Annotated in this window: 16 protein-coding genes; 5 read left to right on the top strand and 11 right to left on the bottom strand. The window is 63.2% G+C overall.

From position 1 onward, the window contains the following. Positions 1–2: 2 nt before the first annotated feature. The 3 genes from ACVOMB_RS04935 to ACVOMB_RS04925 form a co-directional block, all read right to left on the bottom strand. Positions 3–2,882 carry a ligand-binding sensor domain-containing protein gene (locus tag ACVOMB_RS04935; RefSeq protein WP_481530153.1) on the bottom strand — a complete coding sequence of 960 codons (2,880 nt, stop codon included), beginning with the start codon at positions 2,880–2,882 and terminating at the stop codon, positions 3–5. A gap of 215 nt (positions 2,883–3,097) precedes the next feature. Next, a complete protein-coding gene (locus ACVOMB_RS04930) occupies positions 3,098–6,259 on the bottom strand; it encodes an efflux RND transporter permease subunit (RefSeq protein ID WP_481530152.1) in 3,162 nt (1,053 codons plus the stop codon). Between the two features lie 3 nt (positions 6,260–6,262). Beyond that, positions 6,263–7,390, bottom strand: a complete 1,128-nt coding sequence (locus tag ACVOMB_RS04925; RefSeq protein WP_481530151.1) for an efflux RND transporter periplasmic adaptor subunit — start codon at positions 7,388–7,390, stop codon at positions 6,263–6,265. Positions 7,391–7,496: 106 nt separating this feature from the next. Between ACVOMB_RS04925 and ACVOMB_RS04920 the strand changes: the two genes are divergently transcribed. The 3 genes from ACVOMB_RS04920 to ACVOMB_RS04910 all read left to right on the top strand — a co-directional run bounded on the left by ACVOMB_RS04920 (position 7,497) and on the right by ACVOMB_RS04910 (position 10,323). Next, entirely contained in the window at positions 7,497–8,171 is a 675-nt protein-coding gene (locus ACVOMB_RS04920; RefSeq protein WP_481530150.1) for a TetR/AcrR family transcriptional regulator, read from the top strand. Positions 8,172–8,296: 125 nt separating this feature from the next. Then, positions 8,297–8,944, top strand: coding sequence for a protein-L-isoaspartate O-methyltransferase family protein (locus tag ACVOMB_RS04915; protein WP_481530149.1), 648 nt, complete (start codon positions 8,297–8,299; stop codon positions 8,942–8,944). Positions 8,945–8,964: 20 nt separating this feature from the next. Then, complete coding sequence (locus ACVOMB_RS04910) at positions 8,965–10,323, top strand: TolC family outer membrane protein (RefSeq protein ID WP_481530148.1); 1,359 nt, start codon at positions 8,965–8,967, stop codon at positions 10,321–10,323. 251 nt (positions 10,324–10,574) lie between these two features. Here the strand turns inward: ACVOMB_RS04910 and waaA are convergent, their stop codons facing one another. Further along, positions 10,575–11,882, bottom strand: coding sequence for a lipid IV(A) 3-deoxy-D-manno-octulosonic acid transferase (waaA, locus tag ACVOMB_RS04905; RefSeq protein WP_481530147.1), 1,308 nt, complete (start codon positions 11,880–11,882; stop codon positions 10,575–10,577). A 291-nt stretch (positions 11,883–12,173) separates the two neighbouring features. On the opposite strand from waaA, the gene ACVOMB_RS04900 reads away from it, so the two are divergent. Further along, entirely contained in the window at positions 12,174–13,094 is a 921-nt protein-coding gene (locus ACVOMB_RS04900; RefSeq protein ID WP_481530146.1) for an LpxL/LpxP family Kdo(2)-lipid IV(A) lauroyl/palmitoleoyl acyltransferase, read from the top strand. Between the two features lie 13 nt (positions 13,095–13,107). Here ACVOMB_RS04900 and ACVOMB_RS04895 read toward each other — a convergent pair whose 3' ends face one another. From ACVOMB_RS04895 to ACVOMB_RS04875, 5 genes are all read right to left on the bottom strand, one after another. Next, positions 13,108–14,442: an O-antigen ligase family protein gene (locus tag ACVOMB_RS04895; RefSeq protein ID WP_481530206.1), complete on the bottom strand. Its 1,335-nt coding sequence runs from the start codon at positions 14,440–14,442 to the stop codon at positions 13,108–13,110. Further along, positions 14,423–15,535, bottom strand: a complete 1,113-nt coding sequence (locus ACVOMB_RS04890) for a glycosyltransferase (RefSeq protein WP_481530145.1) — start codon at positions 15,533–15,535, stop codon at positions 14,423–14,425. Before ACVOMB_RS04890 ends, ACVOMB_RS04895 begins: the two co-directional genes overlap by 20 nt. Positions 15,536–15,545: 10 nt before the next feature. Next, positions 15,546–15,743 (bottom strand): zinc-finger domain-containing protein, encoded by a 198-nt coding sequence (locus ACVOMB_RS04885; protein WP_282267169.1) that lies wholly within the window; start codon positions 15,741–15,743, stop codon positions 15,546–15,548. Positions 15,744–16,031: 288 nt separating this feature from the next. Next, positions 16,032–18,776, bottom strand: coding sequence for a M16 family metallopeptidase (locus ACVOMB_RS04880; RefSeq protein WP_481530144.1), 2,745 nt, complete (start codon positions 18,774–18,776; stop codon positions 16,032–16,034). 197 nt (positions 18,777–18,973) lie between these two features. Further along, positions 18,974–20,125: an HlyD family secretion protein gene (locus ACVOMB_RS04875; protein ID WP_481530143.1), complete on the bottom strand. Its 1,152-nt coding sequence runs from the start codon at positions 20,123–20,125 to the stop codon at positions 18,974–18,976. A 399-nt stretch (positions 20,126–20,524) separates the two neighbouring features. On the opposite strand from ACVOMB_RS04875, the gene ACVOMB_RS04870 reads away from it, so the two are divergent. Then, a complete protein-coding gene (locus ACVOMB_RS04870) occupies positions 20,525–20,890 on the top strand; it encodes a helix-turn-helix transcriptional regulator (protein WP_481530142.1) in 366 nt (121 codons plus the stop codon). Positions 20,891–21,169: 279 nt separating this feature from the next. On the opposite strand, the gene ACVOMB_RS04865 is transcribed toward ACVOMB_RS04870, so the two are convergent. Further along, positions 21,170–23,461, bottom strand: coding sequence for an NADP-dependent malic enzyme (locus ACVOMB_RS04865; RefSeq protein ID WP_481530141.1), 2,292 nt, complete (start codon positions 23,459–23,461; stop codon positions 21,170–21,172). A gap of 234 nt (positions 23,462–23,695) precedes the next feature. Beyond that, positions 23,696–25,027, bottom strand: coding sequence for a dicarboxylate/amino acid:cation symporter (locus ACVOMB_RS04860; RefSeq protein ID WP_481530140.1), 1,332 nt, complete (start codon positions 25,025–25,027; stop codon positions 23,696–23,698). Positions 25,028–25,203: the final 176 nt, after the last annotated feature.

Raw genomic sequence — 25,203 nt, 5'->3', positions numbered from 1 at the left:
CTTTACGCCAGCACCCGATTACGGCCTTCGCGCTTGGCGCGATAGAGCTGGCGGTCCGCCGCTGCCAACAAGGTGCGTCCGTCAGCCTGGCCGGGGGCCAATGCCGCAACCCCGATGCTGACGGTGACATTGACCTCGGCATCCACTTCTTCGAAGCGCAGCCGCGCCAGGCGGATCCGCAACTCGTGCAATGCCGCCACCGCCTCCTGCAATGGCATGCCGTGCATCACCACCAGGAACTCCTCACCGCCATGCCTTGCTACAAACTGCTCCTTGCCTAGCCGCAATTGCAGCAAGCTGGCGATATCGCGCAAGACCTGATCACCGGCATCGTGGCCATAGCGATCGTTGACCTGCTTGAAGTGATCCACATCCACCAGCGCCACGTTCAAAGCCGTACCATCAGCCGCTGCGCTTTGCAGTGCCTGCTGCAGATAGGCATCGCCGGCACGCCGATTGGGCAGGCCAGTGAGCGGATCGTGCATCGCCTGGTGCTCCAGGCGTTGCAATAGACTTGCGCGCTCGGTGTCGGCCTGTTCCAAGGCGCGGTTTTTCTCGCTCAGCTCCTGCGTACGGGCGGCAATTTCACTGCTCAAACGCTGCTGCCCGCGTCGATAACTGGCTGCACGCCAACCTGCCAACAACAGGATAAGGCCGAATGCGGCAATACCACTCAGCCAGCGCACCCACGGCCGTTGCCATAGCGGCGCGGCGATATCCAGGTTCAACTGTGCTTCGCCACCACGACTGGTGTTTTCCCAATCCAACGGCAACGACATTGCCTGGATGCGCAGCCGATACTTTCCTGGCGGCAGATTGGTATAGATCGCTTCGATGCGACTACCCGCATCCACCCAATCGGCATCAAAACCTTCCAGGCGGTAGCGGTAACGCATCTTGTCCGGCGCACGGAAGCCCAGGCCGGCGTAGGCCACGGCAATGCGATCCACCCCGGCTGGCAGGGAATACGCGCTGCGTAGCGGCTGCGGATCACCATCGATGACCACGCTTTCAATGGCCACCGGAAACTTGCGCAAACGCGTATTGCCATCAACCCGCTGCGGGTCGATCACCGCCAAGCCGCCGGCGGTTGGAAACAACAGTTCTCCTTTGCGCGTGAACCAACCCGCAGGTGTTGAGGCACCATTGCCCTGGCTGCTGGGCATGCCATCGGTATGGTCCAGTACCTGCACGGCAAGATGCGTGCGTGCGCCGGCTGCCACCGCGATCAGGTCAGTGCGGTCGAGCCGGAACACGCCTTGATTGCTGGGCAGCCACAGGTGGCCTGCACCATCATCGATCACCCGGAATATCTTGTCGCGCGGCAGCCCATTGCGATGATCGAACCCGATGATGTCCAGCCCGCGTTTGCGCAGCAAGCCGTGGTCACTGGCAATCCAAAGATCCCCATTGTCATCGCCAAGGAAATCAAAAACATAGCGCCCAGGAAACCCCACATCGGGCGACCAGGCCTGCAGCTTGCCGTCCGGATAAAGGCCCGCCATACCGCCGTTGGTACCGATCCAGAGTACGCCGGCAGCGTCACGGTACAGCGCGTGCACCGCCAATCCCGGCAGACCTTCGTCCAGCCCATAGTGATGCAGCTTGCCCTGCTGGTAATGGAACAGGCCTTCCGAGCTGCCTATCCACAGACCGCCATCACTGTCACTCAACAGACTACGGATCAGTGGCTGTACGGTGCCGGGCAAGGTGATCCGTTGCACGACCCGACCGGTCACATCCAGGCCGAATACGCCCTTGTTGTATGTGCCCGCCCATACTGCGTCGCCACGCACGGCCAGTGCCAGCACCGATGCGTCGCGGCCAGTACCTGGCAACAGGCGTACCGCGCTGATCACATCATCACGCATGCGATTCAGGCCTTCGGAGTGCCCGATCCAGACATCTCCGTTACCGGACTGGATCAGCGCGCGCACATAGTCCGAACCCAATCCATCTTCGGTGGTCAGGCCGCGCGCGGCGCCCTCATCAATGCGAAACAGACCATCGGTACTGCCCGCCCAGACCAGACCTTCGCGGTCGATCAACAATGCCGGACTGACTTGTCCGGGAACACCTATCCGCTCGATCCTGCCTGCGGACAGGCGCACCAAGCGGCCTGCGGACAGGCTTAGCCACAACGCGCCGCTGGCATCGGGGCGCACTGCATCCACCCGCTCACCGGGCAACAGATGCTGGCGTTGACCATTGCCATGCAGCCAATGCACGCCGTCGTCAGCAGCCACCAACCAGCCACCGTTGCCATCATCGGCGAGATCACGCACCACCCAGCCAGCGGTATCTTTCCATGGCGTCAGACGATCTTGCTGCACCCGGTAGACACCTGTTTCGGTGGCCACCAACACCGCCCCGTCCGCCATCTGCCGCAGCGCGGTGATCGGCACCTCGGGCAGGCCCAACGCACCGCCGGCATCGAGCAACTGCCCGGACGGCAGCAAGCGCAGCAGCCTGTCCTTGGCAGCGATCCACAGGTCACCGGACGAATCCCGCAGCAGTGCAGCGACCGACAGATGACGTGCATCGGCACCGCCAAGCGCCTCCCAGCGCCCGCGGTGATAGCGATAGACGCCGTCGGAGATGGTGCCGAACAACACTGCGCCATCGGCTTCGGGCAGGATGCTCAGCACCCCGGACAGCTCCACGCCCGGTGTGTTCTGGCGATCGAATACGGTGAAGCTGCGGCCATTGAAGCGGACCACGCCTTCCCAGGTGCCCAGCCAGATAAAACCGTCACTGCCCTGCGCCACCGACTGCACCAGATTGTGCGGCAGCCCCTGTTCCATGCCCCAACCGGCCACGGTGTGCCGCGAGGCCTGTGCCAGCGGCAGGGTCGCAGCCCAGATAAGTGCTGTTGCGAGCAAGGCGCACAGCCCGGCCGCCAGCCTGTTTCGGCCTGCAGACCATGCAGCTGTGGCGTCAGTAATCCTCTGGCGTCTGTACAAACCCGCCTCCGCAGGTCACGTCGACTCCCCCGTCGACGCGCCAATTTACCATCTCAACCGTGAAAACCATCGTCGTTTCTTACGCCCGGCCCTAAGGCCGAGCGCACCGACAACGGATCAGCGCAGGCTTGCCCTCAATGGTTGGCCTCATCCGGACGCACCCGGAACCAGGCCGCATACAGCGCCGGCAGGAACACCAGGGTCAGCACCGTACCGACGATCAACCCGCCCATGATCGAGATCGCCATCGAGCCGTAGAAGGCGCTGCGCGACAGCGGGATCATCGCCAGCACCGCCGCCAGCGCGGTCAGCACGATCGGCCGGAAGCGCCGCACCGTGGCATCGATGATGGCGTGCCAGCGATCGTGGCCAGCGTCGATGTCCTGCTGGATCTGGTCGATCAGGATCACCGAGTTGCGCATGATCATGCCGGCCAGGGCAATCGTGCCCAGCATCGCCACGAAGCCGAACGGCGCCTGGAACAGCAGCAGGAACCAGGTCGCACCGATGATGCCCAGCGGCGCGGTGATGAATACCATCGCCGCCCTCGAGAAGCTGCGCAGCTGCACCATCAGCAGGGTCGCCACCACCACCAGGAACAGCGGCATGCCGGCCTTGATCGAGTTCTGGCCACGTGCGGCGTCTTCCACGGTGCCGCCGGTTTCCAGCAGATAGCCGCTGGGCAGGGCGTCGCGGATGTCGCTCAAGGTCGGCACGATCTGCTCGACCACACCTACCGGCAGCATGCTGTCGCCGATATCGGCACGCACGGTGACGGTCGGCAGGCGGTCGCGGTGCCAGATGATGCCGTCTTCGAAGGCATATTCCAGCTTGGCTACCTGCGACAACGACACCGATTTACCGCTGGCGGTCGGGATGGCCAGGCTGCCCAGCATGTCCAGACGCGCACGCTCGTCATCCGGACCACGCAGCAACATGCCGATCTGGCGATTGCCTTCGCGGTAGGTGCTGACCGTCATGCCCGACAGCGAACTGGTCAGGAACTGTGCGATCTGCGCACTGCTTACGCCCAGTACGCGGGCACGGTCCTGGTCCACGACCAGGCGCACCACCTTGCTCGGCTCGCTCCAGTTGAGGTTGACGTTGGTGGTATGCGGGTTCTGCCGCACCTTCTCCGCCACCTGCGCGGCAATCGCCTGTACCCGCTCGATATGCTCGCCGGAAATACGGAACTGCACCGGGTAGCCAACCGGCGGACCGTTCTCCAGACGGGTCACGCGCAACTGCACGTCACCGAACTTGGGCACCACCTCTTTCAACAACCAATCACGCAGCTGTTCGCGCGCCTTGGTGTCCTCGGCCAGCACCACGTACTGAGCGAAGTTGGTGGCCGGCAGCTGCTGGTCCAGCGGCAGGTAGAAACGCGGCGAACCATTGCCGACATAGCCGACGAAGTTGGCCACGCCCTTGTGGTCCTTGATCAGCGCCTCGAACTTCTGCGCCTGCGCCTGGGTGGCGGTCAGCGACGCGCCTTCGGCCAGTTCGATATCCACCATCAGCTCGGGCCGGGTCGAATCCGGGAAGAACTGCTGCGGTACGAAGCGGAAGATCACCAGCGAGAACACGAACAGGCCAGCGGTGGCCATGATCACCAGCCAACGGCGGCGCAGGCAGGCATCCAGGAACACCCGGAAGCGCTGGTAGAACGCGCTCTTGTACGGATCGTGATCGTGCGCCAGTTCCTTCGGCTTGATCAGGTTGGCCACGGCCGGGTTGCGATCAGCCCAGCGCAACCGCAGCGCATGCCAGCGCCCGGCGATGCTGCCCGGCTTGGGCGGCTGCGGGTTGTGCAGGTCCGGCAGCATCTTGTCGCCGAGGTACGGAATGAACAGCACCGCGGCGATCCACGACACCACCAGCGCGATGGTCACCACCTGGAACAAGGAACGTGTGTACTCACCGGTGCTGGATGCAGCGGTGGCAATCGGCAGGAAGCCGGCGGCGGTGATCAAGGTGCCGGTCAGCATCGGGAAGGCGGTGGATGTCCAGGCAAAGCTGGCCGCACGCAGGCGGTCGTAGCCCTGCTCCATCTTGGTGGCCATCATCTCCACCGCGATGATCGCGTCATCCACGAGTAGACCCAGCGCCAGCACCAAAGCGCCCAGCGAGATCTTGTGCAGGCCGATATCGAATTGATGCATGACGAAGAAGGTCATCGCCAGCACCAGCGGGATCGACACCGCCACTACCAGGCCGGTGCGCCAGCCCAGCGAGAAGAAGCTCACCAGCAGCACGATCACTACTGCCTCGGTCAGCACCTTGACGAACTCGCCTACCGACTCCTTCACCGCATGCGGCTGGTCGGATACCTTGCGCAGCTGCATGCCGGCCGGCAGCGTCTTCTGCAGCTGCTCGAACTCGCTGTCCAGGGTCTTGCCCAGCTTGAGGATGTCGCCACCGCTCTTCATCGCCACGGCAATACCGATGGCGTCCTCGCCCATGAAGCGCATTTTGGCCGAGGCCGGATCGGCGAAGCCACGCTTCACTTCAGCGATATCGCCCAGACGCACGGTGCGATCACCGGCTTGGATCGGGAAGTTGCGGATGTCTTCGACCGAGGTGAACTGACCGCTGACGCGCAGCTGCACGCGATCGGTCGGAGTCTCGAACCAACTGGCCGGGGCCACCGCATTCTGCTGCGCCAGCGCCTGCTGTACCTGCTGCATCGATACGCCCAGCGTGGCCAGCTTGGTGTTGGACAGCTGGATCCACACTTTCTCGTCCTGCAGGCCGAGCAGATCGACCTTGCCCACATCGTCCACGCGCTGCAGCTGCAGCTGGATGCGGTCCGCATAGTCGCGCATCAAGGCATAGTCGAAGCCCTTGCCGGTCAGCGCATAGATATTGCCGAAGGTGTCGCCGAATTCGTCATTGAAGAACGGCCCGATCACTTCGGCTGGCAGCTGCGAATGGATGTCGCCAACCTTCTTGCGCACCTGGTAGAACAGCTCGGGCACATCCTTGGACGGCATCGAGTCGCGCGCCATGAAGATCACCTGTGACTCACCCGGGCGCGAATAGGCCTGGATGAACTCGAACTGCCCGGTGTTCATCAGTGCTTTTTCAATCGGCTCGGTGACCTGCTTGGACACCTGCTCGGCGGTGGCCCCCGGCCACATGGTCTGCACCACCATCGCCTTGAAGGTGAACGGCGGATCTTCGGACTGCCCGAGGTGCTTGTACGACCAGGCACCGATGATCGCCATCGCGATCATCATGAACAGCACCAGCGGTCGGTTGCCGAGCGCCCATTCGGAGAGATTGAAGCGTTTCACGCCTCACTCCCCTTTCTTTGCGGATGCGACGGCAGGCGCAAGTACCGGCCTATTACTCCTGTCCACTGCAGTCACCTGCTGGCCTTCGCGCAGCAGATGTCCACCAGCGGCAACCACCCAGTCCTCGGCCTTCAAACCCTGCAGCACCGGCACGCTTTCCGGACCATAGGCACCCAGCGTCACCGTGCGCGCCTGCAACTTGCCATCAGCCGGATTCACCACCCATACACTGCCCTGCTGCGGCTGCTTGCCAGCCTGCACCGCCGCCAGCGGCACGCTCATCACGCCCTGCTTGCCGTGGGCGATGAATACCCGCGCGCTCTGACCCAGCTCGACCGTCTCCAGTGCATCGGCCGCCAGGCTGACCCGCGCGGCATAGGTACGTGCCTGCGGATCGGCAGCGGCGGCGATCTCGCGGATGCTGCCCGCCAAGGGCTTGCCTGGCTGGTTCCACAACTCAACCTGCACCGCCTGGCCGACGCTGAAATCACGGATCACGCTTTCAGGCAGCGCAATAGCGACTTCGCGTGCGCCGTCCGCGGCCATCGTATAGATGGTCTGGCCGGCAGCAACCACCTGCCCGGCCTCGGCCTCGCGGCTGGCGATCATGCCGCCTTCCGGCGCATGCAGCTGGGCGTAGCCGGATTGATTGCGCGCAACATCGAGATTGGCCCGCGCCGCATCGGCCTGACCCTGCGCCGCCTTCAATGCCGCAGTCTGCGCGTCCAGCGCGGATTGGCTGACCAACTGCTGGCTGGCCAGCGCCTGGTAGCGCTTGTGCTCGTCGCGGGCACGCACCAGATCAGCCTCAGCGGCAGCGAACTGTGCCTGCGCAGCACGCGCCTGCAAGTTGTAGTCGGCAACATCGAGTTCGGCCAGCAACTGTCCCTTGCTGACCCGTTGACCGGCATCCACCTCACGCCGCAGCAGCTTGCCACCGACGCGGAAGGACAGTGCGGTTTCCTCACGCGCACGCACCTCGCCGGGATAGGCGCCGATCGCCACCCCGCCATTGCCGGCCGGGTGCTCCACCAACACGGGTACAGCATGTACAGGCGCGGTTTCAGGCTTGCCGCAGGCAGCAAGCAAGGGCAACAGCAGGCAACAGCCAATCCATCGTAGGTGGGTCATAAATAAGGTCGCTGACGCAAGGGGAGAGAAGGGACGGGATTTCACCGCCATTACTAAACGCATCGGTATAGTATAAATATCGAACCAGCTGGTCTAGTATTACCTGATGTCTCCGAAGAAACCCTCCCCAGCGCCCGCAGCAACGGCGCAACGCAGTTCCGGTCCAGGTCGCCCCAAGGACCTGGGCAAGCGCGCGGCCATTCTGGACGCGGCCAAGGAGTTGTTCATCGAGCAGGGTTTCAACGGCGTCAGCATGGACGAGATTGCCGCCCGCGCCAGCGTCTCCAAATTGACGGTCTACAGCCATTTTGGCGACAAGGACACCTTGTTCAGCGAGGCGATCCAGGCCAAGTGCGTGGAAATGATGCCGGACGAGTTGTTTGTCACCGATAACGAGGCGCCGCTGCGCGGCCAGTTGCTGGGCATTGGCCATGCATTTTTCACCCTGATCAGCAGCGATGCGGCCATTGCCACCCAGCGCATGATGATGACCCCGGATACCGACGATCGGGTCCGGCAGATGTTCTGGCAGGCCGGCCCGGCCCGTACCGAGACCGCCTTGGCCGAGTTTCTCGGCGCCCGCGTTGCGCGTGGCCAGCTGGCCATTGACGACCTGGCCTTGGCCTCGCGGCAGTTCTTCTGCCTGATCAAGGGCGAGGTGCATGCGCATATGATGTGTGGCCTGTGCGCCGCCCCGGATCCCCTCAATGCCGACGTGCATATCGCCGCCAGCGTTGATTTCTTCCTCCGGGCCTGCGCCCCGCGCCAGCAAGCTGAATGAACCGGAGGTGCGAATGACTTCCGGCACTGCGTCCAACGCGGCCCTCGCCGCAATGTTGGGCCCGTACTTTGTGTCTGGTAACCGGTAAAATGGCCGGCCCACTGCGCTGGAATGATGAGCTTCCCATGACGATCGATTACTCCCACGTCCGCGAAATGATGGTTGAACAGCAGATCCGGCCCTGGGATGTGCTGGAGGTCCGCGTGCTGGACGTGCTGGCCCGCCTGCCGCGTGAGGCGTTTGTCGCCGAATCGCATCGCGCCCTGGCCTATGCCGATATCGAGCTGCCGTTGGGTCATGGCCAGAAGATGATGAAGCCGGTCATCGAAGGCCGTACCTTGCAGGCGCTGGATCTGCAGCCCAGCGACGAAGTGCTGGAAATCGGCACCGGCAGCGGCTTTTTGAGCGCCTGCATGGGCGAGCTGGCCCGCGAAGTGCTGAGCCTGGAAATCCAGCCGGAGCTGGCCGAGCGTGCCCGCCAGAACCTGGACGCCGCCAAGCTGGGCAGCAATGTCCGCATTGAAGTGGCCGACGGCCTGAATTGGCAGAGCCAGCGTCAGTTCGACGCCATCTGCATCACCGGTGCGGTAGAAACTGTTCCGGTGGAGCTGCTGAAGCTGCTGCGCACCGGCGGCCGCCTGTTTACCATCCGCGGCGTCTCGCCGGTGATGGAAGCGGTGCTGGTCCAGGCCGACGGCAGCGTTGCCTCGCTGTTCGAAACCGATCTTGATTATCTGCAGGGCGCTGCGCCCGCACCCCAATTCCAACTCTAAAACCGTCCAAGGAAGCCGCAATGATCCGCCGATCCCTCACCCTTGCGCTGGCAGTCGCCCTCACTCCGCTGACTTCCCATGCCGCCGACCTGCTGCAGGTCTACGAAATGGCCCGCAACGGTGACACGCAGCTGGCTGCGGCTGAATCCACGCGCCTGTTCGACAAGGAAGGCCAGGTGCAGGCACGTGCGGCGTTGCTGCCGCAGATTGGCGGTCAAGCCTCGCTCGAACGCGACCATTCCAAGGCTGACGGCGTCAGCGGCAGCGCTACCACCAAAACCCGCAGCTACGGCATCACCGGTAGCCAGACGCTGTTCAACTGGTCGCAGTTTGCGAATCTGCGCGCGCAGCGTGATATCAGCAAGGCCGCCGATTTCACCCTGGACTCGGCCAACGATGACCTAGTGGTGCGTACCGCGACCACCTACTTCAATGTATTGGTCGGCATTGAATCGCTGACCGCTGCCGAGACCAACGAAGCCGCTGCCAAGAAGCAGTTCGACTATGCCGACAAGCGCCTGGAAGTGGGCCTGGCACCGATCACCGACGTGCACGAAGCCCGTGCCCAGTACGATCAGGCCCGTGCCAACACCATCCTGACCCGCAACTCGCTGGAGGACGCCTATCAGGCGCTGACCGAGCTTACCGGTCAGCCGGTGCGTGACGTCCGCGGCCTGCCGGTCGACTTCCGTCCGGAAGTGCCGGCCAACCGTGCCAGCGTTGATCAGTTGGTCAGCGATGCAGTGTCACGCAACCCGGCACTGAAGGCGCAGGAACTACAGGTCAGCGCCGCTGAGTCCAGCGTCTCCTCTGCCCGCGGTGGCCACTACCCAACCCTGTCGCTGGGTGGCAACTGGGGCAAGAGCGCAAAATGGGGTGACAGCATCGGCGGCAGCTCGCTCTCCCCCGACACAACCAGCAACAGCATCGGGCTGACCTTGAGCGTGCCGATCTTTGCCGGCGGAGCCACCCAGTCTGGCGTGCGTCAGGCACTGGCCCGTCGCGACATCGCCCAGGATACGTTCGAGCAGCAGAAGCGCGCACTGGATCGCAACACCCGCAATGCTTATCAGGCGTTGGTTGCAGGCATTAGCGAAGTAGAAGCGCGTCGCCTGGCCGTGGTTTCGGCACAGAGCGCGTATGACGCCTCACAGGTAGGCTTGGAAGTCGGTACCCGTACCGTGCTGGACGTGGTGCAGAACCAGAAGACGCTGTTCCAGGCACAGCTGGATTACGCACAGTCGCGTTACAACTTCCTGCTGAGCCGTCTGCAGCTGAGCCAGGCCGTGGGTGATCTGGAAATCGCTGAAGTCCAAGACATCAACCGCCTGTTGACGGCAGATGCCGCGGCCAAGCTGCAACCGAGCAAGGCGCAGTAAAACCGCACGGCGGCGTAACGCAGAAAGGCGGGCCTCGGCCCGCCTTTCTTGTTTCCGGAATACTGCTCGCGAGCACCACCACCCAACCGATGCACCCATCAGTGCAGCAATGCATCGCTTCTTTGTAGGAGCGGCGTAAGCCGCGAAGCAAGCACCGTATCAGCGCGGACGGATGCAGAGGACTCAAGCACCATCAGCTTCGCGGCTTACGCCGCTCCTACAAACAGGCCCCAGCGCTTCACTTACCCAGGCTACGCAGCGAACTCACTAGGCGGCGGCAACTGCGGTGTGATCAATGCAATCGTGTGCTCCAGCGCGCCACGGCCATTGGCGACCAGTGCACGTCCCGCCTGCACCATGCGCTCGCGCTGGGCATCGTCCTGCAATAGCCGCGACACTGCCGCACCCACTTCGGCCGCATCAGCACAGATGCACAAGGCACCGGCCTCATCCATCCGCCGCGATATCTCAGCGAAGTTATGCAGGTGCGGGCCGGTCACTGCCGCCGTACCCATCGCTGCCGGCTCCAGCAGATTATGGCCGCCGATTGCCTGCAGACTGCCACCGACGAATGCCACCTGCGCGCAAGCGTAGAACGCCATCAACTCACCCAGGGTATCGATGACAAATACCTGCGCATCCGCGCCCGGCCACTGCTGCGCCTTGCGCGTGGCCACACGCCAGCCCGGCTCGCGCGCCAAAGCCTCGACCTTGGCAAAGCGCTCGGGGTGACGCGGCGCCCACAGCAGCAAGGCATCCGGATGCTGCTGCAACAAGCGAGCGTGAATCTCGATCACTGCCTGCTCTTCCCCCTCATGGGTGCTGGCAGCAATCCATATCGGCCGCGTCGTCGCCACGTGCTGATGAAATGCCTGCAACACCGCCGTCGGATCCGGCGGATGGATATCGAACTTCAGATTACCCAAGGCCTGCACCTGCTTGGGCAAGGCGCCAAGCTCGATGAAGCGGTCGGCATCGGCCTGAGACTGCGCCGCCACACACGTGACGGTGCGCAGCGCGCGCCCAACCAGTGCCTTCAACGCCCGGTAGCCCTTCAACGAACGCGCCGACAGGCGGGCATTGAGGATGTACACCGGAATGCCACGATCGCGGCAGCCGAACAACATGTTCGGCCACAACTCGGTCTCCAGGATCAGCGCCAGACTGGGCTGGAAGTGGCCCAGAAAGCGACTGACGCTGCCGGGCACGTCATACGGCAGATACACATGATCGACCGCATCGCCCCACAGTGCGCGCACCCGCTGCGAACCGGTGGGGGTGATGGTGGTGATGATCCAACGGATATCCGGCCGCTGCGCACGCAAGGCATTGACCAGCGGCGCGGCCGCATTGACCTCGCCCACCGACACCGCATGCAACCACACCCGCGGCTGACCACCACTTTCCGGATAGGACGCATAACGCTCGTCCCAGCGGCGGAAGTACTCGCGCACGCGAAACCCGCGCCACACCAAGTGGTACACGGTGATGGGCAGTAACAGATAGAGCACGACGGAATAAATGCCGCGCAGCAGAAATTCGACTGGATCCTTACGCATCGGCGAAGGATACGGGAGAACACCGGAACTGCGTGAGACGAAGCCCTGCCGCACTGCCTTCGCTTGGCCTCCTCCCTTGCGCACAGCGCAGGGAAGGATTGAGGCGGGGTGCCTTTGCTTGACCTCCTCCCTTGCGCACAGCGCAGGGGAGGATTGAGGAGGGGTGCCTTTGCTTTTGCTTATTCGCTTTCGCCTCCAAAGCCCCCGCCCCGACCCAGCCTCCGCATCCCCACCCACTCCAGCAAACCTTGCCGTGCTCCAGCCGTCATCCCCGTGGCTTAGAATCGACCCATGTCCGATTCACCCTCCACCGCCACCCGGCCGTCGCTGCTGCTGCCACGTCATTGGCCCACCTTTGCCTGGCTTGGCATCGCCTTCATCGCCGCGCGCCTGCCATGGACGCTGCAACGCGCTCTGGGCCGCGGCATTGGCTGGCTGGCCCTGCACCTGGCCCGCAGCCGCCGCCATGCAGCCGAGGTCAACCTCAAGCTGTGCTTCCCGGAGAAAGACGAGGCCTGGCGGCAACGCCTGCTGCGCGACAGCTTCGACGCACTCGGCGTCGGCGTGTTCGAATTCGCCCGTGCCTGGTGGGGCAAGATCGACGTGATCCGCCCGCAGGTGCAATGGGAAGGACTGGAGCATCTCAAGGCGCTGCAGGCCGAAGGCCGCGGCGTGCTGCTGATATCTGGTCACTTCATGACCCTGGAAATGTGCGGCCGACTGCTCTGCGACCACGTGCAACTGGCCGGCATGTACCGCAAGTACCGCAACCCGGTGATGGAATGGGCGGTAAAAAGCGGCCGGCTCAAATACGCCAGCGCGATGTTTGCCAACGAAGACATCCGCGCCACCGTGCGCCATCTGAAGAAAGGCGGCTTTCTCTGGTATGCACCGGATCAGGACATGCGCGGCAAGGATTCGGTGTTCGTGCCGTTCTTTGGCATGCAGGCCTCCACCATCACCGCCACCCACCAGTTCGCGCGGATGACCGGCTGTGCCGTGGTGCCCTACTTCCACCGGCGCGAAGGCAGCGGCTATGTGCTGAAGATCGCACCGCCCCTACCCGATTTCCCCACCGATGACGCGGTTGCAGACACCGCCCAAGTCAACGCCGCCATCGAAACCATGGTGCGCGAAGCCCCCACCCAATACCTGTGGATCCACCGACGTTTCAAGCGCCAGCCCGAAGGCCGCAGTCACTTCTACGACTGAAGCGGCTGCCGCCTCAGTTGCTGCGTTCGCTTGGCTCGGCCAGCAAGGCACCGGCGTACAACGCCGCCAACAGGACTGTCAGCCCACCCCAGAAGGCGGAATAGAACGCTAGGTGGGTGTTGAGCGGGAACACCGTTACTGCCAAGGCCAGCGCCGCCGGACGCGCGCGATCACGCGCCTGCGGCCCGGAATAGATCCAGGCGCGCAGTGCCATGGCTGCACCGGCAATCCATAACAACAGGCCAAGCACACCCGTCTCGGCGAGGATCTCCAGCACGATCTGGTGGGCGTGCAAGGCCGGGCCTTCGCCCCATGCCGGATTCTGCTCCGGGCTCGGATTGCAGCCCGGATAGGCATCGCGGAAACCACGCGCGCCAACGCCATTGATCGGGTGCTCGCGCACCATGCACAGCGCAGCCGACCAGATCTGACTACGCCCGGACAGTGCCTCGTTGACCCCGCTCGCGCCCCCGTTGAACGCCATCGCGGTACGCGCAAAACGCTCACGCACCTGCGCCGAACCCACCGCCAATGCGCCAATGCCGACAACGCCGGCCAGCATCACCAGCAATAGCCACTTGGCCCCCAGCAGGCGCCAACCGGAAATCAGCAGGACCAGCGCATACGTGATCAGCGAGGCGCGCGAACCGGCGAGCACCAGCACCACGCCGACTGCAGCGGCGCTCAACAACCAGCCCCAACGTCCAAAGCGTGTGCCGACAAAAAACAGCAGGAACGGCGACAGACTGGCCAGCACCTGGCCGAATTTCAGATTGCACGGCCCGAAGATGCCGGGCAGGCGATCGGCCGCGGCAACTTCCTGCAAGGTGCACAGTCCGTGCCCACTGCTCAGCCATTTGAGCTGATCCAGGCTCCAGAACAAGGGGCTGGTTCCAATACCCGCCTGCAGCAAAGCATCGAGCGTCCACAGCCCGGTGACCACCGCCAGCCCGGTAAAGGTGGTGTGGCGTCGCTGGGTGGTAGCCACCGCTATTGCCACCAGCCACATGAAGGGCAGATAGCGCAGTCCACTGGCGACCTTGCCCCAGACTTTGCCCGGGTCCTCTGCGCCTATCGCCGAGCCAAGCTGTGGAAGCCAGTACGCACAGAACAGCACACTGGTCAGTGCCAACGCCGGCACACCCAACAAGCTGCGGATGCCGCTGCCCTTGTTCAGCCGCAGCAGCAACAAGCGCAGCACGGTAAACAACGCACCCAGCACCAGCACCGACTCGGCGATACCCGGCAACGGCAGCAAGGCGACATAGGCGATCACCCAGATCGGCGCCCACCAGCCCGCCTGACGTGGCGTCACAGCCAGAGACGGATCAGCTACCGAGTTCTGCATAGACATCCAGGGTCGCACGCTGCATGGTCTGCAACGTATAGGGAATCCGTCGCGGAAGCGACGGCGGGTTCTGCAGCAGCTGCAGCACGCTTTGCGTCAGCTGCTGCAGGTCACCCCGCGCGACCGCGCCGGAGGGCTGCAGCTGGTTGAGCAGTTCACCCACCCCGCCGTGGTTCCAGCCGACGACCGGATGCCCCACCGATAGCGCCTCCAGCACGGTACGGCCGAATGCTTCCGGCTTGTCCGACAGCTGCAGTACCAGATCGCTGGCGGCATAGGCCTCGGCAATGCGGGTGGTGGGTTCACTCAGCACCACGTGATCGGCCACCCCCAGCGTTCCTGCCAACTGTTCCAGTTCGCGCACATAGGCCTCGCGGCCAGGTTCGCGCGCGCCGGGCATCCATAGCATTGCCAGTTGGCCTTCGCGCTGCAGCGCTGCCAGCAGATGCAAGGCGTGCACATGCCCTTTCAGGCGCGTGCCGCGCCCGGGCAACAGCAACAACGGCACCTGCGCAGCCAGTTGCGGATGCTGCGCGGCCACCGCCAGACGTGGCCGGCGGTCGCTACGCTCCACGCGCGGGAACTGGACCACATCCACACCGCGCGGTATCACCCGCAGTTTGGCCGGATCGGTATGCCGATAATGTTCAAGCAGATAGTCGCGCACGGTCTGCGAGACGCAGATCACCCGCTCGCCGCTGGTCATGATGCCGCTGTAGCGGCCCGGCGAGTTCAGCCCGTGCATGGTGGTCATCCAGTGCGGACGCTGGCTCGCGGGCATGCCGCGCAGCGCATACCAGCCCAACCAGGCCGGCAAGCGCGAACGGGCGTGCACGATGTCGGCGCCGGTTTCGCTGAACAGGCGCCGCAGCGAGGCCACGTGACGCAGGGTCAGCAGCGACTTGCGGCCGATATCCAGGGTCAGGTGCTCGGCACCGCTGTCCAGCAGCGGCTGCAGCAGGCGCCCGCCCGCGGACACGACAATGGCCCGGTGACCGGCAGCCGCCAGTGCCGCAGCAATTTCCAGCGTTGAACGCTCGACGCCGCCGGAATGCAGCGCCGGCAGCAACTGCACCACCGTCAAACGGCGCATCGGTCAGCGATCAGTCGGCCAGTACGAATACCGAACCGCAATACGGGCAGGCAGCCTCGCCATTGGGTTCGTTCTCGATCGGCAGGTAAACCCGCGGGTGCGAGTTCCACAGCGCCATTTCCGGCGTCGGGCAGCTCAGCGGCAGGTCAGCGCGGTGCACGGTGTAACGCTTCTCGGCGTTGGCGGGCGCGGTGGCGGTATGGCTCATGGCGTCGTTCACAAAAAAACCAGGTCCGCGCAATTCTAGCAGCGCCGGGCCGATGCGGCCGCTTCGGCGCAATGCAGGTGGCAAAAAGCCGGCTATAGCCCCGCCAGAACCGGAGCGCTGGCGCCCTGCCCTGCTTGCGGGTTCGGCCAGCGCTGACTGAGCAGCGCTCGCGCCGCTCACCACATCCCCAGCCGCCTGCTGCCAGCTGCCACCCCTGAGCCACGGCGATTGCAGCCAGCAACGGGGCGGCAACCGACCGCCCCGTTGGCCTGGCACTTGAAACCGCCGTTATTTGAAGTCACCAGCAACGAACACACTCAACCGTTCCGGCTTGAGGTGCTTGCGGATGGCAGCGTTGACCTGCTCCACCGTCAGCGCCTGGTAGGCAGCATCGCGCTGTGCTTCAAACGCCATGTCGCGACCATAGTAAAGATGGTCACTCAACAGCCCGGCAATGGCACCATCGGCTGCGCGCGACTGCTCACGCGCCACTTTCTTTTCGGCCAATGCATCACGCAGCTCCTGTTCGGTGATGCCGTCGGCGACCAACCGCGCCAATTCCTCACGCAGCGCGGCCTCCAGCTTGCCCATGTTTTCCGGCGCGGCGATGGCCTGGATGCTCACGCTGCCATTGTCATCGCGGCCTTCACGGCTCTCATCAGCACTCAGCCCGGCACCGACGTTGTAGCTCAGGCCGTCGTTCTGGCGGATGCGCTCGGCCAGACGCGCCTTGAGTGGATCGCCACCGAGAATGCCCACGGCGATGTTCAGCGCAGGAAAGTCCGCATCGGCCAGATTGATCGAGATGTTCTGCCGCGCCAGCAGCACCGCATTGGGCTTGTCCGGAGTGGCGAAGCGTTCGTGCTTTGCGGCGAGATCGCGGTAATGGGTGCTGATCGGCGCATAGGGCTTGGGCGACGCCCAATCGGCGAACAGGGCCTGCAACTCGGCTTTCATTGCCACTGGATCGAAATCACCCACCACCGCGATCTCACCCACAGTGGTGCCGTAGAAAGCCTGGTGATAGGCACGCACGTCTTCCAGCTTGAGCGCCTTCAATCGAGCCAGCGACTCATCGATCGATTGCACGTGCAGCGGGTGCCCGACCGGCCACGGATCGAAATACTGGCTCAGCGCCATCGAAGCCAGCGTTCCGGGTTCCTTGCGCTGGAACTCCAGCCCGGTGACCGCCTGCAGCCGCAACTGCTCGAACGCGGCCTGCGGGAATGCCGGATGACGCAGCACGTCGGCCGCCAGCCGCAGGGCGTCAGCCAAGGTATCGCGCTTGCCATTGAGGCCAATGCTGGCACTTTGCGTGCCGCCACTTACCAGCGCCTGGGTGTTGAGCGCATCAAAGCGGGCCGCGATCTGGCCACGATCCAGGCTCTTGCTGCCCATCATCAGCATCGGCCCGACCCAGCTACCGGCATCGCTGCGACCGGTGATGGATTGCTCGTCAGCAAAGCGGAATGTGGCATTGAACGTCACCGTCTGCCCACGATTACGCTTGGGCAGCAATGAAACCCGTAAGCCATCGCCAATGACGAAACTCTCGGTACGCGCCGCGATGTTCTCCACACTGGGATCGAACGCTTCACCCGCGCTGACCGCCGCACGGCCCTTGTAGCCATCCACCAGCGTCGCAATTGCCGGCGCAGCAGGAATCACTGCGCGATCCGGCGCGGCGGTCGGCACGAAGCGGCCGAGGGTACGGTTCTGCGGCTTCAGATAGGCCGCCGCCACCCTGTTCACATCGGCGGCGGTGACGCCTTCGATCGCATCACGCTGCACGAACAGCAGGCGCCAATCACCGGCGGCCTGGTATTCGGACAACGCCATTGCCATCGCGTTGACGTCGCTGGCACGCTTCTCGATGGCATTGTCGATACGTTGTTTGGCAGCGATCACTTCCGCATCCTTGACCGGCGTTGCGGCGATGGCTTCTGCCTGCTTCAGCAGCTCGGCCTCCGTCTTGTCCGGATCGCCACCCTTGGGCAACGCCGACACCAGCGTGAACAAGCCCGGATCGCGCAGGGTCTCGCTGCTGGCGCCGGCAAATGCCGCAAGCTTGGTTTCCATCAGCGCCTTGTACAGCCGCCCGTTGGGGTTGTCGCCCAACACATTGCCCAGCACGGCCAGCGCCGCGCTATCGGCCTGCGCAAGTGCGGGAACATGGTAGCTTGCGGCAATCAAGGACAGATCACTGCTACGACGCACGGTGACCTCCCGCTCGCCATCCTGAACCGGTTCCACCGTGTGGAAGGTGGGCATGGCCCGCATGGGCTTCTTCAGCGGTGCGAAATGGGCGGCAACCTGCGCAAGCACCCGCTCACTGTCGATGCGGCCAGCGATGATCAACAACGCATTATCCGGCTGATACCAGGTGCGGTAGAAGGCCTGCAGGTTCTCGATCGGCACATTCTCCACGTCAGAGCGCGCGCCGATCGGCATATTGGCGTAGTTGTGCCAATCAAAGGCCACCGAGCGCATGCGCTTCATCAGCACGCCGACCGGGTTGTTGTCACCAGCCTCCATCTCGTTGCGGACAACCGTCATCTCGCTGTCCAGATCGGCCTTGGCCACCTTGGAATTGAGCATGCGGTCAGCTTCCAGCCCCAGCAGCCAGTCCAAGGTGTCGTCATTGGCCGGGAACGAGGCAAAATAATTGGTGCGATCCAGCGAGGTCGTCGCGTTCTTGTTGACCCCGCGCTGCTGCATTTCAGCAGGGATGTCCGGGTGCCTGGGCGTGCCCTTGAACATCAGGTGCTCAAGCAGGTGGGCCATGCCGGTCTCGCCATAGTTCTCGTGCAGCGAGCCCACACCGTAAACCAGATTGACGGTAACCGTCGGCTTGCTGGCATCAGCAAACAGCAATACGCGCAGGCCGTTCTGCAGACGGTACTCGCACACCCCTTCGACACAGGGCCCTGCCTGCACTGTCTTGGGCAACCCTGCCACTGCCTGTTTTGCCTCGACCATTGGCGCCGACGTCAGCGCAAACGCCACAGCCAAAGCACAACATGAAAGCTTCATCATCGGAATCCAGTCCTCGGTAGTTTGCGATCAACACATCCATCCATACACATGACGTTCCCGCTGTCGTACCGGGCACGCCGAGTATCAAGACCCATCATCGCAAATGCCGAAGACACTGTGACATCCGAACGGCCAGTCCAGCATCCGGGCACATCCCTTTGATCGGCCCCGCCACCAGTTGCAGGGATCAGCGCTCAGCGCCCACCCAGCCAGCCCCCGAACGAGTACATCGGCTGCAACAGGCGATCACTCAGCGGCTCGCGCTCACCACTGATCTGTGCATCCAACATCATGCCGGGCTTGAGCGGCTCCAACCGGCCGTGGGCAAGAATGGCTTGATTGGCCAGCTCCACGGTGACCCGATAGAAGGCCTCATTCACTGCCGCCCCTTCCAAGGTAAAGCGGGCAGCTTCACTGTCCACCGCGGTACGACTGATCCGGGCGACGGTGCCGTGCTGCGCCCCGAACTTCTGATGTGGAAATGCCTGATAGCGCAACACCACACGGTCGCCGGGTGCCATCGCACCGATTGCCCGCCCCGGCACCAGCAGCTCGGCCTGCAACCGACCATCGCCGGGCAGGAGACTGAGCAGCGGCTGTCCCAACTGCACCGACTGCCCCGGCTTGACCATCTGCGCGACCACCACGCCATCCACTGGTGCCTTCACCAGCAGCGCGGTATTGGCTTCGTTCTCGACATGATCCAATCGCAGCTGTGCAAGGTGCTCCGCATAGGCGGCATCGTTGGCCTTCTGCCGGCCCGGCAACTCCTGTATGGCCTGCTTCAGCTGCGCTATCAAACGCTGCGTTGCGGCCTGTTGCCGGCGCAGTGATTGCAGCTGTGCGGTGTAATCCAGCACCAAGGCTTCCTGCTGCTCCGCAGCCTCCAAGCCTGCAGCCGATGCCGCATGGAATCCCCTGCGTCGTGTCAGCACATCGCCGGCATTACGCAGCTGCTCGCGGCGCGTCGAGATTTCCAGATCAATCTGCCGCGCCTCAGCGCGTACAGCTTGCATCTGCTCATGCAAGCCGGTCGACTGGGCCAGCAACTGCTCTTTGAACGCGTCGCGCGCAAGAACGAAGCTGTCTTCTTTCTGTTGCAGACCATGTTCCAATGCCAGACTGATCTCGCCAATCTCCGGCATCGCACGCGGCGTCGCCACCAATGCCAGCGAGTCCCCCTCCACGACGCGCTTGCCATCATCTATATCCAGCCAACGCACAACACCGGTCACCGGTGCCAGTACCGTCGCCATACCCTGCACCGGGACCAGCCGCCCGGCCACAGTTGCAGCCTCATTGCCGTTGCGGACGGCAAACGCCAACAGCACGACTGCCGCAGCCAAAAATGTACCCAATACACAGAGGTACAGTTTTGCAGGCCGCTTGAATCCCATCCGTGACCACCCGCGACGATCAACAGCCTGCAGTTTTTCATTCGATTCGGTTTGCGACACGCATGCACCACTGGTTCAACACTTAAGAAAAAAACTCATCACGCCGTCAGAGCTATACCAACGAATATCCATCAAATATTCTTCGTACCGGCGCAGCCTATCGACATCACGCACGACAGGCAGTAGATGCAAGTTACATTGGCAAAACTCGTCAATATCGATGACGAGTTTCGTTCCGACAATCCACGGGCGTAATGAACATTGACAATAAGTCTTTGCCGACTGCGCGAGCTCGCAATGGCTTAGGCTTTTAGTCGGCTCTCATGGTCAACGCTCGAGGAGAAATTTATGCATGACCATCTGGGAATCCGCATCCGCAAAGCGCGGAGAAAGATGAGGATGACGCAGGCGGAGTTGGCAGGCCAACTGAAAGTAAGCCGTAGCGCGGTGGGAAACTGGGAAAGCCCGACTGGCATATCACCCAGCACGATGCGCTTGATCACCATCGCCCTGGTGACCGACGTTTCATTTGAATGGCTGGCGACGGGACGAGGCGAACTGGATGCAATCTCTGCTGCGATACCCAGCGAGAACGCGGAGCTGGTGGACGACCCATCGGAGCGGAGATTGTTGTTGGCTTACCGCTCCTGCCGTGCAGCCACCCGCAAGCTGGTGCTGCAGATAGTGGAGGCGCAGAAGGTTCCGCAGTTCTGATGTTCGGCGGCGACCGAGGATTCAATCGGCGCCGCCTGTCCGCAGTTTTCGCCGCTCCAACGCGTTGGGTGTGGCACTCGCGATGGATGCGGCACTGTCTGTAGGAGCGGCGTCAGCCGCGAAGCTGACATTGCTGAGGTATCAGGCGATTTTTCGATCTGATGGGGTATCTGCTTCGCGGCTGACGCCGCTCCTACAAAGCGCCGGCAGTTCCCGTATTTCACACAAAAGCAAAGCCGGCACAAGGCCGGCTTTTCTCAGACACGTGCAGGTTGGCAATCAACCAGCGCGGTCGGCTTCCATCTGCTTGCGGATCTGCGCATCGACCGCGGCAATCGCGGTCATGTTCAGTACCCGACGCGAGCTGGCACTGCTGGTCAGGATATGCACCGGCTTGGTCATGCCCATCAGGATCGGACCGATCGCCACGCCGTTGGTGAATACGCGCACCAGGTTGTAGGCGATGTTGGCCGCCTCCAGGTTGGGCAGCACGAACAGGTTGGCACGGCCCTTGAGCGTGCTGTTGGGCAGCAGCTTGTCACGCAGTGCTTCATCCCATGCGGTGTCGCCCTGCATTTCGCCATCCACGTTCAAACGCGGGTTGCGCTTGAGCAGCGCCTCACGCACCTGCCGCATCTTCAATGCGTCCTTGGAATCGTGGCTGCCGAAGTTGGAATGCGACAGCAGCGCGATCTTCGGCTCGATGCCGAACAGCTTCATGCGGAACGCCGCCTGCAGCGTGGATTCAACGATCTGCTCGACGCTGGGATCTTCCTGCACATGCGTGTCTACGAAGAAGAACACGCCCTGGTTGTTGATCACGCCGGTCATCGCCGAGGTCGAGCTGACCTTGGCCTCCAACGGGATCACGCTGCGTACATAGCCCAGCTTCTTGTGGAAACGGCCAACCAGGCCCGACAACATCGCGTCGGCCTCACCACGGGCAACCATCACCGCGGCGATCAGGGTCGGACGCGAGCGCATCAGGTTCTTGGCGGCCGCCACGGTGACGCCCTTACGGCCGGTCATCTCGTGGTAGTACTGCCAGTACTCGTTGAAGCGCGGATCGTCGTTGATGTTGGTGATTTCGAAATCGACACCGGCACGCATGCGCAGCGCCAGCCGCTCGATGCGAGCCTCGATCACGTCCGGGCGGCCGATCAGGATCGGGAAGGCCACGCCTTCGTCGATCACGTTCTGCACCGCCTGCAGCACCACTTCTTCTTCGCCCTCGGCGTAGACCACGCGCTGCTTGTCCGAACGCGCACGGTCATAGACCGGCTTCATGAACAAGCTGGTGCGGTAGACGAACTGGGCCAGCTTGTCGCGGTAGGCGGCCATGTCGGCAATCGGGCGGGTAGCAACGCCCGAATCCATTGCGGCCTGGGCCACGGCGGCCGACAGCTCCACCAGCAGGCGGCGATCGAACGGGCGCGGGATCACGTAGTCGCGGCCGAAGCTGGGCACATCACCGCCGTAAGCGGCGCCCAGGTCGGAGGCTTCCTTACGTGCCAGCGCGGCAATCGCGCGCACGCAGGCAACCTTCATTTCTTCGTTGATGGTGGTCGCGCCCACGTCCAGCGCACCACGGAACAGGTACGGGAAGCACAGCGCGTTGTTGACCTGGTTCGGGTAATCCGAACGGCCGGTGCCCATGATCAGGTCCGAACGCACCGAATTGGCGTCTTCCGGCAGGATTTCCGGGTAGGGGTTGGCCAAGGCGAAGATCACCGGGTCACGCGCCATGCTGGCGACCATGTCCTTGGTGAGGATGCCGCCAGCCGACAGGCCCAGGAAGATATCGGCGCCGTCGACGATCTCGGCCAGCGTGCGCTTGTCGGTATCGCGTGCGTAGCGCGCCTTTTCCGGGTCCAGATCGGTACGGCCGGTGTGGATGACGCCGTCGCGGTCGTAGGCCAGGATGTTTTCCGGCTTCAAACCCAGCGAAACCAGCATATTGACGCAGGAAATACCCGCTGCGCCCATGCCGGTAGTGGCCAGTTTGACCTCTTCGATCTTCTTGCCGGTGATGCACATGGCATTGAGCACGGCCGCGCCGACGATGATCGCGGTGCCGTGCTGGTCGTCATGGAACACCGGGATGTTCATCCGCTCGCGCAGCTTGCGCTCGACGATGAAGCACTCCGGTGCCTTGATGTCTTCCAGGTTGATGCCGCCAAAGGTCGGCTCCAGCGAGGCGATGATCTCGACCAGCTTGTCCGGGTCGTTTTCGTTGACCTCGATGTCGAACACATCGATGCCGGCGAACTTCTGGAACAGCACGCCCTTGCCTTCCATCACCGGCTTGCCGGCCAGCGGGCCGATATTGCCCAGGCCCAGCACCGCGGTGCCGTTGGTGATCACGCCGACCAGGTTGCCGCGTGCGGTCATCTCGCTGGCCATGGCCGGGTCGGCCATGATCGCTTCGCAGGCATGTGCCACACCCGGCGAATACGCCAGCGAAAGGTCGCGCTGGGTCAACATGGGCTTGGTAGCCACCACCTTGATCTTGCCTGGCGGCGACATCCGGTGATATTCGAGGGCGGCCTGCTTGAAATCTTCGTTGGACATCGAGTTGTGGGCGCTAATGGGCAAGAAGGACGGGAGATGATAACGCCGTTAAGGCAGTTGGACCTGTCGCTACGCTGTCGCAGTCATGCTGCAACCGCACAATTCAGACCCTTCCACGCCACTGCGCGTGCGTCAGTTTCAGCCCTGAGGATGACAAGCTCGGGACGCCAAAAAAGTCGCGGGGCCGCCTGCTCGGTGGCGGGCCCCGCGCAAAAACGCACACACAGGTAAACCTCAGCCCTTGGCCGGCGGCGACGGTGGCAGTTCCGACGGCTCCGCGCCATCGAGCACCAGCGTCAGGCGCTGCCGGTCCAGCGCGCCCTCCCAACGCGAAACCACCACGGTCGCGACCGCGTTGCCAATGAAATTGGTCAGCGAGCGGCACTCACTCATGAAACGGTCCACCCCCAGAATCAGGGCCATGCCGGCCACCGGAACCTCAGGCACCACCGCCAACGTGGCGGCCAACGTAATGAAGCCCGCACCGGTGACCCCGGCCGCACCCTTGGAACTGAGCATGGCGACCAGCAACAGCGCGATCTGATGGCCCAGGCTCAACTCGGTATTGGTAGCCTGAGCGATGAACAAGGCCGCCAGCGTCATGTAGATGTTGGTGCCATCCAGGTTGAACGAATAGCCGGTTGGCACCACCAGACCCACCACCGACTTGCCGCAGCCAGCCTTTTCCATCTTCTCCATCAAAGACGGCAGTGCCGACTCCGATGAGGAGGTGCCCAGCACCAGCAGCAGCTCTGCCTTGAGATAGCGGGCCAGCTTGAGCACAGAGAACCCGCACAGGCGCGCCACCGCGCCCAGGATCACCACCACGAACAGCAGCGAGGTCAGGTAGAAGGAGCCAACCAACCAGGCCAGATTGACCAGCGAGGCGATACCGTACTTGCCAATGGTGAAGGCGATGGCGCCAAACGCACCGATCGGCGCGGCCCGCATCAGCAGGTGAACCAGCTTGAAGACCGGCGTGGTCAACGCTTCCAGCAGAGCCAGCACCGGCCGCCCTTTTTCGCCAACCGAGGCCAGCGCAATACCGAACAGCACCGCGACGAACAGCACCTGCAGGATGTTGTCGCCAACAAAGGGGCTGACCAGGGTCTTGGGAATGATATCCAGCGCGAAGCCCACCAGGCTCAGCTCGTGCGAGCGCTGCACATAACCCTCCACTGCAGTCTGATCAAGATCGGCTGGATTGATGTTCATGCCGGCACCGGGCTGCACCACATGCGCCACCACCATGCCGACCACCAGAGCCAGGGTGGAAAAGAACATGAAGTAGGCCATCGCCTTGGCAAACACACGGCCAACGCTGCGCAGATGGGTCATGCCGGCAATACCGGTGACAATGGTCAGGAAGATCACCGGCGCAATGATCATCTTCACCAGTTTGATGAAGGCATCACCCAGCGGCTTGAGCTGCTCGGCGAACACCGGCTCGAAGTGGCCCAACAGCACGCCCAGCGTGATCGCTACCAGCACCTGCACATAAAGCTGGCGATAGAGCGGCAGCCGGCGCGCGGCCGGGCTGGCAACGATGGCAGAAGGGACGTGCATGGCGGAGAAACCTCGTTTGTCTACTACGGGAGGTTTTTTACGCGTCAAGCCGCGCGCCGCCGATAACGCATTGGTGTTACTGCAAGCACACAAGCGGGACCGGCCCAACGATTTCGGACTAACCAGGCCAATAACCGGACAAGACCTATGGCTCCCCGCAACTGCCCTGCCGGAAC

Source organism: Stenotrophomonas sp. STEN018 (assembly GCF_056760235.1).
Note: the sequence above shows the minus strand (reverse complement) of the source record. Positions and strands in the feature narration are given on the sequence as shown.